An 18,646-nucleotide genomic window follows, 5' to 3' on the forward strand; every position below is an offset into this window, starting at 1 on the left:
AACCCTCCATCTTAAGCGCACTGAATAAGATGGAGGGTTCAATTTTGACAAGTAGTCGCATATAGATGGTAAAGAAAATGACTATGGCTACGTCTTAGGTCTTAGACGAAGTTAAAGCCAAGGGTCGTTTTCATATATCGAGAATCAGTTAAAATGAAATGAATGGGATATGAAAAAGTAGGAGGAAATAAATGTGAAAAAAATATTGGTCTTAGCTTTCATGATGTGTGGCTCGTTGCTCGTTTTAAGTGGTTGTTTTTCTTTTATTCCAGAGAAGGAAAAAGAAGATACCTTTCAGATAAAAAAAGATGATGCGCAAAAATTAGATGTTGAAATAAATCTAGGTGTTGGGGAAATGACGGTTTCAAAAGGTGCAAAAGAGTGGCTAGAAGGTAGTGCGCAGTATAATATTAATAAATTAGCTCCAGAAGTGAATTATAAGCTACGTGGCAATACAGGTGAAATCGAGATTGAACATAAAGGCTCTAGTAAAGTAAAAATGGGGAATATAAAAAATTTATGGGATGTCCAATTAAATGAAGACATTCCAATGGACCTTTCGATAGAGACAGGTGCATCAAAAGCAATGCTTGATTTACGAGGACTGAAACTTGAAAAATTAGATATTGAAACAGGGGTAGGAGACCTAAATGTTGACTTAGGTGGCGATTGGAAAAAAAGCTTCAAAACAAATATTGAAACGGGTGTTGGGCAAACTACGGTCATTTTACCATCAGAAGTCGGTGTAAAAATAACGACAGAAAAAGGCATTGGTTCGATGAATCTAGAAGGCTTTATTGCAAAAGGTAAAGGGGTATTTGTTAATGAGGCGTATGAAAAGGCAGATATAGTGCTTGAGGTGAACTCAGAGTTAGGCGTAGGCGACGTTACATTCAAACTAGATAAGTAACTACCTACGACAATACTATCAATTTAAGCGTCAAATACAACAGGTGAATTGTATTTGACGCTTATTTTATGTTAGCTTAAAGAAAGCAAGAGTAATTGAAGGAGCGAACGGATTGAGAATTTTTACATATAAACAACCTGTAACGATTGAATCGACGAAAGTAGTTCAAATAGTGAATGAGGAAGGAAACGTCTCATCAACTGTACAGCGGATTTACTCCAATGGATTAAAAAAAGCTTTTGACCATACGATGGATTATCGATATTTTGTACAATTTGATGTCAGCACAGTGGACGGACAGCGTCTTTTCTCCTGTAAAAAAGTATCGCGACGTGGGCGTGTACATTTCAAAGGCAAGGACTTTGTAACAGGAAAAGACTATATGATTGCCTATGACGGCTGGCAAATCATGATTCCAGATTTAATCATAACAGATGGTCAACAAAAAATAATGCTGAATAAGGAGATGGAAGGCTGGTCTGTTTTTACGTTGAATGAACAGCCAATTGCACGCTGGCAAGCGGTTTATCAAGAAACACATTTTGATATTACGCTGGAAATTGAAGCAACGAGCCCGATTCAACATGAAGCATTTTTTATTGCAATAGGACAGGCTGTCTTATTTGTTGGAGCATAGTGTGAAAAGCACCTTTTAGAAATGAGAGGTGTTTTTTGATGTAATCAACTTCATCGTTATTGCACTATTATAATGTTAATTATAGTAAAATTAGCTAAGAAGTTTCCATACTTACAATCATTGTTTGAAATTTATACTTCGAGGAGTGAGTAGGATGAAGAAAAAGCCGATTTACGTTGAAATTGATATACAAGCACCGATTGAGGATGCCTGGCATTATACTCAAAATCCAAAGTTGCATGAACAGTGGGATTTACGCTTTACATCTATTACATATAAAGAACAAGAGCTTTCAAATCTGCAACGCTTTACTTATGAAACAAAAGTGATGCCTGGTTTAACAGTGAGTGGGTGGGGAGAAAGTAAAGGGGAACATTTGACGAAAGATGGCGTTAAAATATCTTCTTTGCATTTTGGGACGCCACAAAAAATATCACCAATTGCAGAGGGCAAAGGGTATTGGAAGTATATTCCGAAGAAACAAGCATTAACTTTTTTAACGCAATATGATTATGAAGTGCGCTATGGTAAATGGGGTTTGCTATTTGACTTGGTATTTCGTCCATTAATGGGATGGGCAACAGCACTTAGTTTTGATGTATTGAAAAGGTGGCTAGAGAAGGGAGAAAATCCATCTGCGCAATATCGACGCTTTTTTCTAACAATGCTTATTAGCGCACTATTTTGCTTCGTTTGGTTGTATCATGGACTAATACCTAAAGTATTGTTCCAACATCCTCTGGAAGTGATGATGGTAGAACATTCGTTGACACAGGTGAATACTGCTAATGACCGCAATTTAGCAAATGCAAATTCACTCGTTTATTGGATTGGTGTGGCAGAGATGCTATTTGCGCTTTGCTGGTTAGTACCTAGAGGAAAGCGGCTGCTCTTTGGGCTGCAAATCATGTTATTCCCACTCTTAACGCTCAGTGCTGTGCTAGTAGATACTGATATTGCAATGGCACCATTCAACCCAGTCACATTAAATGGCGCATTATGGGTCTTATCCATTATAGGATTTGTTCTTAGTAAAGATTTACCTAGTGCGGCAAGTTGTAAACGAAAGCGAGGGAAAAAAATTGACCATCTATCAAACGTTATTAGGAGAGGACTTTAAAAGACTCCATCCAAAACTACAACAGCGCTATGCATTGCCAGTAGGTCAAACGTTTAATGCGCTAGGCGTGATGCATGATATACAGTCAGGAGCAAAATGGATGCGTCCCTTTTATGTGATGGCTGCCAAGTTTAGGTTTTTATTTCCTGAGTCAGGAAAGGATATCCCCTTTACTATCAGTAATACATGTCGACAAATGCCCAATGGAGAATTGGAGGTTATATGGGAACGTTCTTTTTATTTTAATCGCAAGATAAGGCATTTTGATGCGAGGATGACGGTTGATCCAATTAAAAAAATTGTCAAAGATTACTTAGGCTCACCAGCTCTTTTTTATTCAGATTTACTGTTTTCAGTGACAAGAGAAGGGAAATTAATTATTCGCTCAGGGCCACAACGATTTGTTATGTCTAGGCTAGAATGGGCGATACCGCAACAGCTAGAAGGACGCGTTATTGTCGAGGAAGGCTATGATGAGTACAGAGAAGTTTTTACAATTCACGTATCGATTTATAATCCGCTTATTGGGAGGTTAATGATGTATGCTGGGGAATTTACGCAAAAATCTCTTTAGTCCCGTGTTATTAATAGGTTGGATACTTATGCTGTGTTGCTATCTGTTTAGCATGCAACCACATTATTTACTATTACTTACTTTTGCGCAACTTGTATTGGTCCCTGCAATGCTAAAAATGGTCGTTCCTTTCAACAAAATAGGTCATACCATTATCATCGCCATGATGCTTGTTGTAACGATTTTACATTTTTCTATTAATCGTGAGTTCGCGATTTTCTTAGCTTGTTTATATGTCGTCTATACAGCTTATATTGCATTCCAAGGTGTGACTCGCTTTTTACAGCGAGGTTTTACGAACATTGCTGAAATCGCTATCGATATTGGGCTCCTCTATTTATTTATCGGAGGTCTATGGTTCTTTGCCTTTATAGCAGAAATAGATACAGGATTTTCATCGTTAATTACATGGTTAACTGCAATCCATTTTCACTATTCAGCTTGTCTATTGGCTATATCAATTGGTTTATTTGGACGTTTCCATACAAGCAAATGGTACAATGCAGTCGTCATAATCTTACTAACAGGACCATTGCTAGTTGCACTTGGAATTACGTTTTCGACAATCATTGAAATTGTATCAGTTGCCCTTTATATATTTGCCATCTACTGCTTGTTTGCACTGTCGTTGAAGACAACTATGCCTAAGAGACAGGGGGTACTATTGAGGATTTCTTACGGCTCATTATGTTTGACAATTTTAGGGTCTTTTCTTTATGCTATTGGAAATTTTACTGGCACGTCGATTATAAGTATTCCCGACATGTTAACCTATCATGGTTTAGCGAATTGTCTGTTGTTTGGATTGATAGGGGTAATAGCGTGGGGGATGGACGTCCCAAAATCTTCACATCAGCCTTTTACGTTTCCGGTGAGTCGTATACGGGGGAAACTACAGCCTCTGGAAGAGCCGCATAGCGGTTTAGTTGATGCACTGCAAGATTTTGTAGATACAAGGAAACTTCCGCAAATTATTCCACATTTTTATGAGCAAACGACTAATTATCGTCTAAATGCTTCGGTACAATGGCGATTATGGTTTAAACCATTTGCATTCATCTATCAAGGCATTAGCCGTTGGATGCAACAGCTTAATTTGCCGCTATCCAGTCAACCAGTGGACATGAATGGTGTTATTGTGAAAGTAGATGAACGACAGGATGGTCGCCTTGCTCCACGTGCTTGGATTCGTAAAATAAACGAGCAGACGATATTCGTAGCCATTTACTCACAACATACGACCAATCAAACAACGTATATGAATATTGCATTACCATTACCTTTTTCAACTATGATAGGTATTTTATATGTATATGAGCAAGACGGAAAATTACATATAATAAGCTCCAAAACTGGGGAAGCAGGTATATATTTAGCATTCAAACAACATATATTGAGACTGCCCTTAAATGAGCATTTTACGATTACTGCTAAAAATGATACAACTTTAACGGCGATACATACGATGCGCATTTTTGGATTGTCTTTTTTACGAATAGATTATCAAATAGAACGAATATAAATTCATTATTTTAAAATAATAAAAAAATAAGCGAAAGAAAGAGAAGAAGTGTTAGATTGACGAATGTCGATTTAACACTTTTTTGCTGTAAGTACTATTATCTGCTACTGAGAGCAGTTGCATAATTCGTTTCGTTTTCTATTTGTATTTGCAAAGAAAGAGCATTCAATTTACAACTTAACAGTATAGAGAAAATATACTATCGACTTAGTCCCTTTTTTGCGAATATTAGATTCAAGTCCCGATAAAATTGAATTTTTTAACTAGAATAAGCAAGCTATGTAAGTAAAAAGTCTTGTTTATGAATTTTTCTTTTTTGTAAAAATCATAATCCAATAGAAGGGAAAATGATGTTGAAAATCAAAAGGATGCTAAAAAACACAAAGAAACCTCTGTTTTATTCAACTAATTATAAGAAATAATATTATTTCATCCTAAAGCTTTTTAAAAATGGTAGATTACTAATATTAAGCAATACAGTTAAATTTTTTTACCGATTACCTGTTATTTTTTAGAGAAGAAATAGAATAATTGAAGGGGATTGCCAAAAAACGATAATAAGAAGGAGAAATTAACAAATGAATTTTAAATCGATTAGCAAAAGAATTGTATTTTCATTTAGTATTGTTGTTGCCGTTATTGTTTTATATATTGGTTTCAATTTTTATGAAATCGCACAAAGTAACCAAGCCACAGAACAAATTGTGGATGAGGAGTTGCAATTATTAATTGCTGATTATGAGTTAGCATCTACCATTGGCTTAAGAATTGCCACAGCAAGGGGCTATGTATTATCCGGCAATGAAAAATATAAAACAATTTATGATGAAAATGTAGAACGAGCGCTTGCCAATGAAAAAATACGACTAGCTATTGCTGAATCAGCGGAATTTAACAAGTATGCTGATATGGCAAAAGAATGGAGTAGCTATGTTCAAAACGAGGTATTTGATGTATACGATCAAGGAAATAAGGAATTAGCCATACATAATTTAGCTGCAATGGATGAAAAAGCGACGGAAATTCGTGAGGGATACGAGGCATTAGCAGCACAACGGAAACAATCAATAAATGCTGTAGGAGATACACTTATTACTGATGGGGAGCGTAAGCAAACTATAAGTATTATTGTAGGAATAAGCATTGTCTTTATCGCCATTATCATTGCATTATTCAGCGCTCGTATTATTTCAAAGCCTATTATTTTAATTACAAATCGCATGAAGAAAATTACAGAAGGGGATTTAAGTGAACCTGCACTAAATGTAACATCAAAAGATGAAATAGGGCAATTAACCGAAGCAACAAATACGATGTCCCAAATTTTAAATAAGTTATTAAAACATATTCAAACGGTGTCAAATGAGGTTGCCGCCCATAGTGAGGAACTAATGCAATCTGCTACAGAAGTAAAAGAGGGGACAGAGCAAGTGGTAGATACAGTTGAAGAAATTGCCAACGGAACGGAAGTGCAAGCGAGTAATGCATCTGATGTGGCAACAAGTATGACGGATTTTTCAAGTAAAGTAACCGATGTCAATCAAAGTAGTAGAGATGTCTATCAGTTTTCTGAATCTGTGATGAAGCTAACAGAAGAAGGGAAAGGACTTATGGAAGCTTCTACACAACAAATGATGACAATTGACTATATTGTGAAAGATTCAGTTGAAAAGCTAGATGAATTAAATAAACAAACACAGGAAATATCTAAAATTATTGCGGTAATTCATGATATTGCAGCGCAAACAAATTTACTGGCGTTAAATGCAGCGATTGAAGCGGCACGTGCAGGAGAGCATGGCAAAGGATTCGCAGTAGTAGCAGATGAAGTTCGAAAACTAGCAGAGCAAGTATCTTCATCTATTAGTGAAATTACAAGTATAATTCAAATAATCCAAGATGATTCAACCGTTGTGACATCTTCTCTCGAAAAAGGATATGGAGAAGTTGCAAAAGGTACAACACAAATTGTTTCGACGAATGAGACATTTAGTGAAATTGCAAATGCTGTCTATTCCATGTCATCGAGCATCGTCAATATGTCAACAAAGCTAGAAGAAGTTGTACAAAATACGATGACTATTAATAAATCAGTGGATGAAATTGCCGCTGTGTCTGAGCAGTCAGCTGCAGGTATTCAAGAAACTTCAGCAACGATAGAACAAACCGCTAGCTCAATGGACGAAATAAAAAATAGTTCAAGTCATCTAGCTGAAATGGCTGAAAACTTAAATGATCTTATTGGGAAATTTAAATTATAAATAAGATAAACCGATTGGATACAACACCGAAAGAAAACAACAAATTACGATAAACAAAACCAGTAAGAGGCGAACGTATCGCTTACTTGCTGGTTTTTTAATGTTCATAAGTAATTGTTGGTGAATATCTTTTGAAAATAGATTTTCCAATGGATAAACGAGGAAATGGTCATTTATTTGGTTAAAATTGAATAATCGTAAGTTCAATGGGGATATAAATAGGATGAATAGGGTGATTTATGGCGTACTTAATAAAGTACAACATGTAAACGACAGGAGGCATGAGGATGGCAATACTTGTAGTAAAAAAAGGTATAATGCATCGTTATCAAAATATCAATCAGGCGCTGCAAGACGCTGAAGTTGGAGATGTTATAGAAATTCGGGATGGTATTTATGAAGAAAGTATAGAGATTTCAAAAAGGTTAACGCTCTATGGTAAAGGGGATGTTACGATTAAAGGTGGCGTGTTTATTCGTTACCATACGCATGTGGACATCCGTAATATCCGATTTAGTCAAGGCCAAGGCATTTATGTGAAAGGGGATTTACAGCTTGAAAACTGCATCATTGAAAAGCAACAAGTAAGTACCCAAGTCACTGTTAACTTTGGCACTTTAATGATGAAAAATGTTGATATACTGGCAGGACCATCTAATCAATTTGGCATTCGGATAGATAATGGTTCAAGTGTTATGCTGATTGAATCGACATTACACCAGCATACGAAAGCACAAATCATTGCACAAAATAGTGAAATTTCATTGTCGAAGTGCATGTTGCTAGAGGGCACGATGAATGGAATTTTTGCCATACGAAACGTTCACATGGTCATAGAGGATTGTGAAATTCATGGGCATGAAAAAACTCAAATCGTTGCAGCATCCAGTACAATTTCTTTAGTCAACACGCTTATTCACGAAGGAAAAGACGTAGGAATCCAAGTATTTAGTGGTTCAAAATTAACAATCAATCAATGTGAAATCAAGCACCATGCTGAAACTAATGTCGTTGTCCATGAAAGCGAACTTGTAGCGTCTGATAGTCGCATTGCGAAAAGTAATGGCAATGGACTGTATATAGGTGAAAAATCAAAGGCTGTTATCTATGATTGTCAGTTATTCGGTCATAAAAAACCACAGTTGTTTATAGAGAATAGTAAAGCTGAGATTCGAAAATGCCAGGTGACCAATGGCAGCACGACAGGTATCACTATTTTCAATGAAGCTGATGTCATGATGACAGAATGTACAATCCATCATCATACACAATTTCACGTAATTGTTGATGCAAGTGGTCTTGTGCTCGATCAATGCATCATTCAATTTGGGCAAACAGGTGGAATTTATGGAAATGATCATGCCAAAATCACAGTAAAAAATTCACGCATACAGGAATTAGAGAGTCATCATATTTATATTAATAATGCGCGTCTTTTTGCCAACAAATGTACCTTTAACCATATAGTTGGTAATGGAATTACGTGTATTGATGCCATTGTTGAAGTAATGGACAGTCAATTCTCGCAATGTAAACAAAGTCCTTATTCTATATTTTGGTGTGATAAGTCAATGGGGCGCATCCAAAATTGTGCAATCAACGACACCGAGCGAACTTTTTTGGCAATGACCAATCAATCGCTTCTTGAACTCGTCAATAGCAACTTAACAAATGTTAAAACAGCGGCAGTTGTTCAGGAACAGAGCCAATTATATATTCGGGGACCAATGCAAGCGGGGAGGTGTCAAAAAGATGACTCCTCAAGAATTATTCATATAGACTTACAACAAGCAACGAGTAAAAAAACACAACGAATTGTCGATAAATTAAGTACATGTAACGGAAGCAATGTTGAAGATTGAAAAAAGAAAAAGAGTAGTTTCAAACTTTTGAAATTACTTTTTTTTATGTCTGTTACAAGTCAAATGGTAAACATGGAGGTTTCAATTATAAGAAAAGGGGTATAAACAGTAGGGTTGGACGTCTAATACCATATATATACCATTTTTTACTATGCTATAAAAGTATCTTAAGTGTGAAAGATGAAAGACCTTTGCGAGATAAAATACTTGAAGAGGACGAATATTTCATGCAAAATATGGACAAAGATTCATAGAATTCGACATAAGAAGTATTGTTTTGTAAGAAAATTGCCCATTTTTTGTGCGCGATACATTATGTTGAGAAAACTTGGAATTTATTCGGAAGTAAATTTAAAATATTTGTAATATTATATCCAAAATAGCAATGTTTGTTTTTGTAGAAGAAAATATTGTTAGAAAATTTAGTTTTTAGATTGCTTAATTTGTAGGTTATATCCTATAATTAGTAAAAATGGTTCATTAATAATATTGTCTGTCTGTAGTACTAGACCTTTGGATAATGTTTTTGGAATAATGAAATATTTTTGAATTTGGAAATGGGGTGAGAAAAGATGTTTGGGCTTTCGAAAGAAGAAATTATGATGATGCTAAAGAAAGTTGAATTAGCAGATAGTCAAAAAATTGCAATAGCTGATATATTTCATCAAAATAATCTGTTAATTGAACAACAGCTAGCATTTATTATCCATCTAGTAATAGATGAGCGCGAACGAAATACGTCAAACAATACATATTTAAATTAATGTCAAGTCATTAAGTCAAAGCGATGAAAGATGTGTCTTGATATTATGCATAGAAAAAATTATTAAAATCATGTGAGTCAAAATGATAAGGCTTACATCATTATATATGTAAATAAAGAAGAAATCACAGTTTTTTTGTTGTGTACAAAATAACTGTGATTTTTTACTATATAAAACAAAAAATGAAACTTAGAACTATTCTAAACGTATAAAAGATAAAGAAGGAGGTGTGCAAAGACGTATTCATCTGCCAAAACGCCTAAGGAGGTATTTAGGCTCGATATGTTGTACCTGATGAATGTGACAAGGCCAATTTTAAAGTACATAAAAAATAGTCGGAGGTTGTTAAGATGAAAAGATGTGAATGGGTAAAGTTAGACGAGCCATTATATGTAGATTATCATGATAAGGAATGGGGCGTGCCGATTTATGACGATCAGCGCTTATTTGAAATGATTTGTCTAGAGGGGGCACAAGCAGGTCTAAGCTGGTGGACAATTTTACAAAAGAGAGACGGTTACCGAGAGGCCTTTGACCAATTTAATGCTGCTAAAATCGTCTCCTATACGGAAGAGAAGTTGGCTGAACTAAAAGAGGATACACGTATCGTACGCAATAAGCTTAAAATAGCAAGTGTCGTAACGAACGCACAAGCCTTTCTACGTATCCAACAACAGCATGGTTCCTTTTCACAGTACATATGGTCATTTGTAGACAATCAGCCTATTGTGAATAACTGGATAACGATTGCTGATGTACCAGTAACAACTGAGCTAAGTGATCGTATGAGCAAACAGCTTAAAAAAGATGGTTTTAAATTTGTTGGTAGCACGATTTGTTATTCATTTATGCAGGCAGTCGGCATGGTCAATGATCATATTGTAGATTGTGGTTGTCGACAAGAGCAATCGTTAGAACAATCTTAAATTTATAGCTTATAACAAGGGTAATAATAGATGAAATGATGGACGTCAAAAATAAGTAACTAAACTAATATGTTCTAGTAATACTATTGCAATATTTTAAATATACGATTTCACTAGACAATTAGGATGTTCTCATATATAATGGAATTAATAATAAGATTTCTTGATTTAAAATATTGAATTCACCTATTACAAAAAGTAATCGTGTTTTTCGGTACTTTTTATAATAGGTGAATTTTTTTTTTGAAGAAATTGTTTATTAATTTATTTTTTGGAGGTTTTATTTATGAAACAAGGTACAGTAAAATGGTTTAACGCAGAAAAAGGTTTTGGATTTATCGAAGTTGAAGGTGAAGCAGACGTATTCGCTCACTTCTCAGCAATCCAAGGCGAAGGTTTCAAATCACTTGACGAAGGTCAAAAAGTTGAATTTGAAGTGGAAGACGGTAACCGCGGACCACAAGCTAAAAACATCGTTAAACTATAATTGAACGATCGTTTTGTAAAAAGAGGCATTCTTTAAGAATGCTTCTTTTTTTCTTTATTTAAAATAATCATCATATACAAGTGTTATTTTTCGTTCCATGTTAAAAGCATTAATCTGTATATCATGAATACACCTAGATAAGCCCCAACAACTAAAAATAATGGATTTAAAAAAATGGCGTGGATGGTTGTCATAAATACTGCACCATCTATGATAATTTGATAAATTGATGTGGATGCAATACTACCAAAAATTATCAGCGCTAGCACAGCCAAAACATTCCATAGCAGGCGAGCACGATTACTTTTGTATTGCAGCAATAGCATAATAGCAGGGACAACGATGCTCGATAAGATGATGAACAGTTTCAACTTAAATCACTTCCTTTCCTTAATTATGACCATGACTTTTAAATCATAATCAATGGCGGAAAGTAAAGCATGCTGTAGTGTGACATAGCTAATAAAAAGAACGTGTAAAAAATTTAGGAATGGGGTAATAAAAAATATAGCCAGTAATATGGCAATCAAGAATAGGGAAGAGAAATTATTGAATGGATAAAGGCTTTGTATGATGTTCAGCTTTTTTTAAACATATAATGATATGATTTAAGTACATATCCTGTTAAGGAAAAAAATCAAAGATTTAGGAGGGCTTATCATAAAAGATCATCGTGTAGTATACACAAAAAAAACGAAGGGGGAAGGACGGAAAATGGAAAAGAAAACTGTAGTTAAAAATGGAATAGGATTTGGTTCAGTTCTAGCCATTACAATATCTTGGAGTGTCCATCATTCTATACTTTGGGCAATTATTCACGGATGCTTTAGTTGGCTATATGTACTTTATTATGTGATGACAAGATAAAGAGCTTTAAGAAGTTGTACATAAGGCTGCGGATGATTAGTTTTAACATATCCTTCGCAGTTTTAGCATACATAACTAAGTGTTACTTTTACGATTAATGACACTACTCATTGTTTACTGTAAATGAAAGTTCTTTGAAAGAAAGGTTGATAGGATGACACATCAAGTTACCGCTAAGAGCAATATTGATTTTGGTGCTACAGGCGTCGATGAAATATTGCAAAATGTAGCATATATTTTATCTACATTTGTTATGTCTTACCCGGATAAGAGAGGGCGGGACAGAAAAAATGAGCTTGAAGTCCCTTTTAATTTTGTAAAGAGACGTAATACCGCACGTATCATTGATAGTATTCAGCGCTTTGAACCACGAGCAGTCATTATTGATGTGGAGTATGTAGGAGATGTATCGAAAGGAAAGATAGAACCAGTAGTAAAAGTAATTGTTAATGGATAATTAGTTTGTATAAGAATAGCTTGTAACAGTCCACCATCCTTCGTTGTAAAAAACCTGCTTGACTATTTCGGAGAATTTTGGAAGACGCAGCAAACAGTGTCTGAGCATACTGAAAGTCATCCGTAAATAGCAAGCAGATTCTTTTGCAAAGCTTAGGTGCGTTTCAACTAATAATTACACAGTTGCAATTCGTCTAAGTGCGTCAATTTTTTGGCAATCGATAATAATAGGTGCATTTGCTGCTCCAGCTTCAACAAAATAAGCACAGCAATTACACGTATCTAATTTTAAGAAAATCAGACCAAGGAAGCTACCTCCACTTGATAAATAAACATCTACTGTAGTTCCTAATTCAAATCTTCGTAATAAATGGCAAATACAGCCTTCACAGTGGTGATGATCGTTTTTGTGCTCATCTCTGTCATCTTTCCAACAAGATTTTTCTTCACAAGTACAATGATTGTGTTTCCAGTCTTCATGTTTTCGGCAACAAGATTTTTCTTTATGATCATGTTTTTCAACAACATGGTAGCATTTCTTTTCAACTTCGCAATAATATTTATTTTCTTTTTTATCAAATTTATCCTTTTTGCAATGATCCCAATCCATATGTTTAAAATATCTATAATCTTCCATGTTTTATAATCTCCCTTTTGTTAGTTTGTTTGTGTAATGCGCGCGCTAGCCTTACATTTATAATCTATGAATTGAAATGATATTGACTTGGTAATATGTCCCTTAATAGAGTTAAAAATTAAAATCATTTTGAAAAAACAAACCTGTATGTATACCTATTGGAAACAAATGATAGAAAGAAATAAGATTTGAGCAAAGAAAAAGAAGATCAAAGAGCATAACAGTGTTGCCTTCCTTTCCTTTTGCGACAAAGAAGCTCTTTCCTGCGATGCGTCAGTACCCAAAATACGTATTTTTGTGAAAAAAGGAGAGCAGGAGAAAATGCATAAAAGTTTTATAAAAGGTTTTTGTATAGTGATGGCATTACTTATATTTGTAACAATTTATTTGAAATACCAGCCGACTACATCTGTACAATTAACTCAACATAATTCTTCTCAATATGCATCTGAAGAAGTAGCACAAAAGTTACAACGCACGCAATTAACAAAAAAAATAATTATAGCTCTAAGGGATGAAGGGTATCATCCAGATAGCACGATTGAATATTTAATTGACTCATCGGACAATCAAATTATCACAATAAGTTTACATAATTTAGAGAAAATCGATAACCGAACGGAGAGCAAAATCCAAAAAATAGTAAATAATATTGCGAAAAAGAATAACTTTAATTTGTTTATTGTGGATGTCCAGCTTACTGATCTAAATTGACGATTTTTGTACATGAATCCTAGTCTATTAGAAGAAAATAAATAGTTAGTAATAACTACAAAAAGTTGAAAATTATTGGAAAATTATTATAGTATGTACTCCTCTTTATTGGTATATTTAGTATGTTAAAAGAAGAATTGGGAGGATTTAGTGATGAAGAAGTTTTTAATCATGGCTGTACTGTCGTTAGTAACAATTATGGCAGCCGCATGTGGTAGTGAAGTTAGCAAAGGAGGTAGCACTCCTATCCCAAGTAACGAAGCAAAGAAGGAAGAAGCTACAGCAGATAAGAAATCGGAAGAAAAAGAAGAAGTTAAAAACGATCAGACTGAGAAAGAAGCAGCTGCTCCAGTAGTCAATTATGCAAGAAACTATTTAGAAGATGTACCATTTTTCACAGAAGATCAACTAACATTAGAAAAGCAATCATATAATTTTATTTCAACTAATGCAGATTTATTCCCTGCTTTATCAAAAGAAGCAATTCAAAAAACAAAAAAACTTGCGGATGATAAAATCACTTCCAAGCATTTAAATAAAAATATTAAACCGTATCTAGAGAAAATGGTTACTTTTGCAGGCGATATCATCCAAATAGAGGAAGATACATTAGAGGATGGTACACCAGTGTCACTTATTTTAATTGAAGATATGGACTTTAATGTTATTTATGCCATTGGCTATCATTCAACAGAATTCCTTGAAGGGGATTTTGTAGAAATTTGGGGTTTACCTTTAGGTCAATATAGTTATGAAAACATAGATGGTGGTACTACATTAGCTCAGGCTATTGCAACGTCTCATATAGAGTAAAAAATATAAGGGCACTCTCGAAGAAGATGTGTCCTTTTAGCATGCATAAAAACTAATCTAATCTATGATATAATCGCAAAGAAAGAGGTGATTTTACTGAATATTTTAGTTTTAGGTGCAACTGGCCGTGTAGGAAGTCATATCGTTTCCCTTGCACTAAACGATGGACATCAAGTGATCGCATTAGTACGTACACCAAGTAAAATGATAATAGCTAATGAAAATTTACAAGTTAAAAGAGGCAATGTCTTAAATAAAAACGACCTCATATCAGTTATGGCTGATGTAGATGTCGTTATTAGCGCATTAAATACGGATGGGTCAAACACGTTAACAGCAAGTTTACCACTCATTCTTGAGGCAATGGCAAGTAGAAATGTGAAGCGAATTATAACAGTCGGGACAGCTGGAATTTTACAAAGTCGTCTAACGCCTAATTTACTTCGATATCAATCCAGTGAATCAAAACGAAAGTCAACGTTTGCAGCACAAGAACATCACAATGCCTTTAAATTATTAGCGCAATCAGCTATGGATTGGACAATCGTTTGTCCTACATATTTACCAGATGGACGTTATACAGGTAAATATCGCGTAGAGCGAGATTTCCTTCCAGAAGGTGGAAATGAAATATCTGTGGCAGACACTGCACAATTTACTTACCAACAAATTCAATGTTCTGAATACGTGAAGTCTCGAGTAGGTATCGCCTATTAATAGATTATTTGCACACACTTATTTTAACCATGGTATTAGTTAAAATGAGTGTGTTTTTCCGTAATCCTACAGTTTTGCGTCATTTTAATAAAAAAAGCTGTAGCAACAGTTTGCTACAGCAAAAGAATAATTAGGGAGATTCATGGCTTTCATTTTATTATGGCACATATGTTGTTTTTTATACTTCATATGGCAGTTAATAATTCAAATTTAAAAGCATTTTTTAATCATTTCCACAAATAATAAAGTACTAAATAATTTTTTGGGGAAGTGAAGTTGTTGAAGAAATTAATGCTGTATATTGTGCCTTTTTGTATTTTAGCTGCCTCCATTTTTTTTGTAAGTGAACGTTTCTCTGCTGATAAAGGAAGGAAATATTATGAAGAGGCAGGGCAAATATTGTGGGAAATAAAAACGAATGAAAAAATAATTGCATTGACCTTTGACGATGGCCCTCATAAAAAATATACACCAGAAATATTAGATGTTCTGGACAAGTACAATGCAAAATCTACATTTTTTATAGTCGGTGAAAATGCGGAAAAAAACCAAGCAGTTATTCAAAGAATGTATGAAGAAGGCCATGAATTAGCCATTCACACATATACACATCCTTTAAGAACGACTATCCCTAATCTACTGAAGGAAATTAAACAAACACATGAAACGATTTACGGTATTAGTGGATATTCTCCAACCTTATTCCGTCCAGTGGAAGGGCAATATACAGAAGGTATGATTGATGCAGTTGCAAAAGAAGGATACAAAGTAGTGATGTGGTCTTGGCACCAAGATACAATGGACTGGAAAAGTCCTGGTATTAATAAAATTGTCAACACTGTGTTAAAAGGGGCCAAAGAAGGAAATATTGTTCTTTTTCATGATGGTGGCGGAGATCGAGGTCAAACGGTTAAAGCACTCGAAAAAATTTTACCTGAACTGGAAAAGCAGGGATATAAATTTGTCACGGTTTCAGAATTACTTGAAGTGCAAAAAACAACGAATAAAATGGAAAACAATAAGAAATAGCCAGTAATGCTAATATTAAAATAACTTCGATAAGTGCAAATTAAATGGGCACTCATCGAAGTTTTTTAGCGATTATTACGCCAGTTATTATTTGAACCTAACCATCATCAATCATTCACATTAAGCGAATATGTACGAAATCTAATAAAAAAGAAGAGCACAATATTGTGCCCTTCAATTTCTAACGACGATGTTCTACAAGGTCTATTGCACCTAACACAATATGTGCTAAACCAAATCCAAAGACTGTATGGGCAATCATTTTGTTAGAACCGCTTTTTTGCTTTAATGCATATCCAGCAGCCGTAACAGCAGAACCTAAAATAGTTGGGATTAAACCTTCTCGAATTGAATTCATCAAAATCCCTCCATCGAAGTTAATTTGGTGTCATTACACCATTTATACTATTTACGAATAAGCGCGAACCTATACTTGTCCAATTTTACTTTAATGAAGTAAATTTTTATTCATGCTGTATAGAGAGACGAAACGCAGCAGGAAACCCAAGTGTTTTCTCTTTTTTTAGGCATGAAAAAATGGGTCACTTGGGGGAAGTGACCCAAAGGGGTTAATAGAAGTGTAAAGCTGGCATCATGCATGCCATTGCTTTGTAAAACATTTTTTATAAGAAAGCAGTACCGACAATAATCAAGAGAATAAAGAGTACAACAATAAGCGTAAACGTAGATCCATTGCCGCCGCCATAGTAATAGTCACCGCCATAGTTATATCCACCACAATAATTATTGTTCCAATTTCCTACATTTCCGTAGTATCCCATGAAACATACCTCCTTCCTTCCTTCAATTTATAATATGTTCCCTGTTGAAATGCGGAGGGGTATTTATCCCAATTCAAGCCCTTCTATTTTAGAAATGTTTTTATTGTTAAAAAATGTTTAAAGTTTTCCATTACAAAAAGCTGCAGCGTATAAAAACGCTACAGCTTTGAATTGGTTACCTGTTTGGTTTGTCAGTAAGAGCATTATAGCATACTTTTTAAATTGCAGTATAGCATTTCTAATTCACTACATTAATTTGGCTAATATTTATGAAGGAGTTACTACCCCTACAATTTTATCACGGTCTTTAAATGTTCTTTCCGTTCAAAATACATAGTGGCTTAAATACTTGTAATTCATTTTAAACAAACCCAATATTTGCGAAAAAGCCTTGACAACCTCCATTTCTTTTTTCAACGATACTAAGATTTTTCTAATCCATTCCTTTTAGGTTTTCCCTAATGTCTTAGCCCACTTTAGATAACTGTAGAAAGCATATGGATGTGCCAAAAAGTAGAACGATTGTGATAGGTACTGGTTAGAAGCTTGAGGGAGGTTAATTTACGAAAAGTTAGTTCTTTCTGTATTTTTGTTAACCTTCATAGGTCTAGGAATTGAATATGCTAGAAATGAAGGCAGGGATTGAAGAAATCCAAAAAGTACTTTATGAAAAATAAAGTAGTTTTTTTATGCCTTCAGCTATCACCTGTGTGGGGGGCTAATATAGAGGAAAGTAGGTGATGATATGGAAACAAATACATTTTGGTCTTCACTTATAGGAGGTATGACCGCATTAATCGTATATCTAATTGGCGGTGTAGATGAGTTGGTGACATCTTTAACAATTTTAATGGCAATCGACTTAACATTAGGTGTAATGGTTGGTTGGATCATCAAAGATATAGATTCTCGTAAAACGTTTAAAGGTCTACTGAAAAAGACAGCCATGATTTTAATGGTTATCGCAGCAGTTCAGTTGGACAATGCGACAGAAAGCGGCAACTTTATGCGTAACGCCATGATTTTGTTTTTAATTGGGATGGAAGGTATAAGTATAATCGAAAACTTAGGTAAGTTGGGCATTCGTGTTCCAAAGTTTTTAGCAAATGCTTTTGCACAGTTGAAAAAGGATAATGACGATAAAAAGGATGATGAGCAGTAGATTGTAGTTAAAAGTCTCGTGACTTAGTGGATACTTTTTAATGACGTATAAGGACATTACATTAAACAATTCCCACACAGAAATGGCAAGAAAATAGACACAAGGCCATTTGACTATAAATACTAATACAAGCTGCTATTTGATAAGACTGCTGAAGACCCTATATCTTTGGATTTTAGCATACGGTGCGGGGATTGCTAATCGAAAGAAATAATCACAAAGAGATAGTAGGTCATAAAATTGAAACGTTTAATTTTTCTTTTAAAACAGCACAAAATGGAAGCTGTTTTTCATAAAAAATAATAAAAGAGTCACATCTAACTAGGTGGGGCTTTTTATTTTGCATTTAATAATGAGGGGAAGAACGTGTTGAAGGATAACACATCTCGAAAGAATGGCGTTGAAG

Annotated in this window: 21 protein-coding genes; 17 read left to right on the forward strand and 4 right to left on the reverse strand. The window is 34.6% G+C overall.

Features of this window, described 5'->3' with window-relative positions:
• Positions 1–193 precede the first annotated feature (193 nt).
• From C9J37_RS04915 to C9J37_RS04960, 10 genes are all read left to right on the forward strand, one after another.
• The gene (locus tag C9J37_RS04915) at positions 194–910 is read left to right on the forward strand and encodes a toast rack family protein (RefSeq protein ID WP_107894492.1); all 717 of its coding nucleotides are present in this window, start codon (positions 194–196) and stop codon (positions 908–910) included.
• 112 nt (positions 911–1,022) lie between these two features.
• The gene (locus tag C9J37_RS04920; protein ID WP_107894493.1) at positions 1,023–1,547 is read left to right on the forward strand and encodes a tubby C-terminal domain-like protein; all 525 of its coding nucleotides are present in this window, start codon (positions 1,023–1,025) and stop codon (positions 1,545–1,547) included.
• A 154-nt stretch (positions 1,548–1,701) separates the two neighbouring features.
• Positions 1,702–2,667: a DoxX-like family protein gene (locus C9J37_RS04925; RefSeq protein WP_107894494.1), complete on the forward strand. Its 966-nt coding sequence runs from the start codon at positions 1,702–1,704 to the stop codon at positions 2,665–2,667.
• Entirely contained in the window at positions 2,630–3,241 is a 612-nt protein-coding gene (locus tag C9J37_RS04930) for a DUF4166 domain-containing protein (RefSeq protein WP_107894495.1), read from the forward strand. Before C9J37_RS04925 ends, C9J37_RS04930 begins: the two co-directional genes overlap by 38 nt.
• Positions 3,210–4,763 (forward strand): YndJ family protein, encoded by a 1,554-nt coding sequence (locus tag C9J37_RS04935; RefSeq protein ID WP_107894496.1) that lies wholly within the window; start codon positions 3,210–3,212, stop codon positions 4,761–4,763. Before C9J37_RS04930 ends, C9J37_RS04935 begins: the two co-directional genes overlap by 32 nt.
• A gap of 578 nt (positions 4,764–5,341) precedes the next feature.
• Positions 5,342–7,024 carry a methyl-accepting chemotaxis protein gene (locus tag C9J37_RS04940; protein ID WP_107894497.1) on the forward strand — a complete coding sequence of 561 codons (1,683 nt, stop codon included), beginning with the start codon at positions 5,342–5,344 and terminating at the stop codon, positions 7,022–7,024.
• 287 nt (positions 7,025–7,311) lie between these two features.
• Positions 7,312–8,886, forward strand: a complete 1,575-nt coding sequence (locus C9J37_RS04945) for a right-handed parallel beta-helix repeat-containing protein (RefSeq protein ID WP_107894498.1) — start codon at positions 7,312–7,314, stop codon at positions 8,884–8,886.
• Positions 8,887–9,458: 572 nt separating this feature from the next.
• Positions 9,459–9,650, forward strand: a complete 192-nt coding sequence (locus tag C9J37_RS04950) for a hypothetical protein (protein WP_024360943.1) — start codon at positions 9,459–9,461, stop codon at positions 9,648–9,650.
• A gap of 350 nt (positions 9,651–10,000) precedes the next feature.
• The gene (locus tag C9J37_RS04955) at positions 10,001–10,576 is read left to right on the forward strand and encodes a DNA-3-methyladenine glycosylase I (protein WP_107894499.1); all 576 of its coding nucleotides are present in this window, start codon (positions 10,001–10,003) and stop codon (positions 10,574–10,576) included.
• Between the two features lie 286 nt (positions 10,577–10,862).
• On the forward strand, positions 10,863–11,063 hold the full coding sequence (locus tag C9J37_RS04960; protein WP_024360941.1) for a cold-shock protein: 201 nt from the start codon (positions 10,863–10,865) through the stop codon (positions 11,061–11,063).
• A gap of 83 nt (positions 11,064–11,146) precedes the next feature.
• On the opposite strand, the gene C9J37_RS04965 is transcribed toward C9J37_RS04960, so the two are convergent.
• On the reverse strand, positions 11,147–11,434 hold the full coding sequence (locus C9J37_RS04965; RefSeq protein ID WP_201262129.1) for a transposase: 288 nt from the start codon (positions 11,432–11,434) through the stop codon (positions 11,147–11,149).
• Positions 11,435–11,777: 343 nt separating this feature from the next.
• Between C9J37_RS04965 and C9J37_RS28165 the strand changes: the two genes are divergently transcribed.
• Both C9J37_RS28165 and C9J37_RS04970 read left to right on the forward strand, forming a co-directional pair.
• On the forward strand, positions 11,778–11,930 hold the full coding sequence (locus tag C9J37_RS28165; RefSeq protein WP_167397256.1) for a hypothetical protein: 153 nt from the start codon (positions 11,778–11,780) through the stop codon (positions 11,928–11,930).
• A 154-nt stretch (positions 11,931–12,084) separates the two neighbouring features.
• Positions 12,085–12,387 (forward strand): hypothetical protein, encoded by a 303-nt coding sequence (locus C9J37_RS04970; protein ID WP_107894500.1) that lies wholly within the window; start codon positions 12,085–12,087, stop codon positions 12,385–12,387.
• Positions 12,388–12,561: 174 nt separating this feature from the next.
• Here C9J37_RS04970 and C9J37_RS04975 read toward each other — a convergent pair whose 3' ends face one another.
• Positions 12,562–13,023 (reverse strand): hypothetical protein, encoded by a 462-nt coding sequence (locus C9J37_RS04975; protein ID WP_107894501.1) that lies wholly within the window; start codon positions 13,021–13,023, stop codon positions 12,562–12,564.
• 321 nt (positions 13,024–13,344) lie between these two features.
• On the opposite strand from C9J37_RS04975, the gene C9J37_RS04980 reads away from it, so the two are divergent.
• The 4 genes from C9J37_RS04980 to C9J37_RS04995 all read left to right on the forward strand — a co-directional run bounded on the left by C9J37_RS04980 (position 13,345) and on the right by C9J37_RS04995 (position 16,296).
• Positions 13,345–13,737, forward strand: coding sequence for a hypothetical protein (locus C9J37_RS04980; RefSeq protein WP_107894502.1), 393 nt, complete (start codon positions 13,345–13,347; stop codon positions 13,735–13,737).
• A gap of 153 nt (positions 13,738–13,890) precedes the next feature.
• A complete protein-coding gene (locus C9J37_RS04985) occupies positions 13,891–14,550 on the forward strand; it encodes a hypothetical protein (protein ID WP_107894503.1) in 660 nt (219 codons plus the stop codon).
• 96 nt (positions 14,551–14,646) lie between these two features.
• The gene (locus tag C9J37_RS04990) at positions 14,647–15,267 is read left to right on the forward strand and encodes an NAD(P)-dependent oxidoreductase (RefSeq protein WP_107894543.1); all 621 of its coding nucleotides are present in this window, start codon (positions 14,647–14,649) and stop codon (positions 15,265–15,267) included.
• A 279-nt stretch (positions 15,268–15,546) separates the two neighbouring features.
• Positions 15,547–16,296 (forward strand): polysaccharide deacetylase family protein, encoded by a 750-nt coding sequence (locus tag C9J37_RS04995; RefSeq protein WP_235617022.1) that lies wholly within the window; start codon positions 15,547–15,549, stop codon positions 16,294–16,296.
• Positions 16,297–16,477: 181 nt separating this feature from the next.
• Here C9J37_RS04995 and C9J37_RS05000 read toward each other — a convergent pair whose 3' ends face one another.
• Together C9J37_RS05000 and C9J37_RS29540 are read right to left on the reverse strand one after the other, a co-directional pair.
• Entirely contained in the window at positions 16,478–16,654 is a 177-nt protein-coding gene (locus tag C9J37_RS05000; protein WP_024364918.1) for a hypothetical protein, read from the reverse strand.
• A gap of 265 nt (positions 16,655–16,919) precedes the next feature.
• Positions 16,920–17,078: a YjcZ family sporulation protein gene (locus C9J37_RS29540; RefSeq protein ID WP_103976403.1), complete on the reverse strand. Its 159-nt coding sequence runs from the start codon at positions 17,076–17,078 to the stop codon at positions 16,920–16,922.
• A gap of 745 nt (positions 17,079–17,823) precedes the next feature.
• On the opposite strand from C9J37_RS29540, the gene C9J37_RS05010 reads away from it, so the two are divergent.
• Complete coding sequence (locus C9J37_RS05010) at positions 17,824–18,240, forward strand: phage holin family protein (protein ID WP_024364917.1); 417 nt, start codon at positions 17,824–17,826, stop codon at positions 18,238–18,240.
• Positions 18,241–18,646: the final 406 nt, after the last annotated feature.

The organism is Lysinibacillus mangiferihumi (genome assembly GCF_003049665.1).
GTDB lineage: Bacteria > Bacillota > Bacilli > Bacillales_A > Planococcaceae > Lysinibacillus > Lysinibacillus mangiferihumi.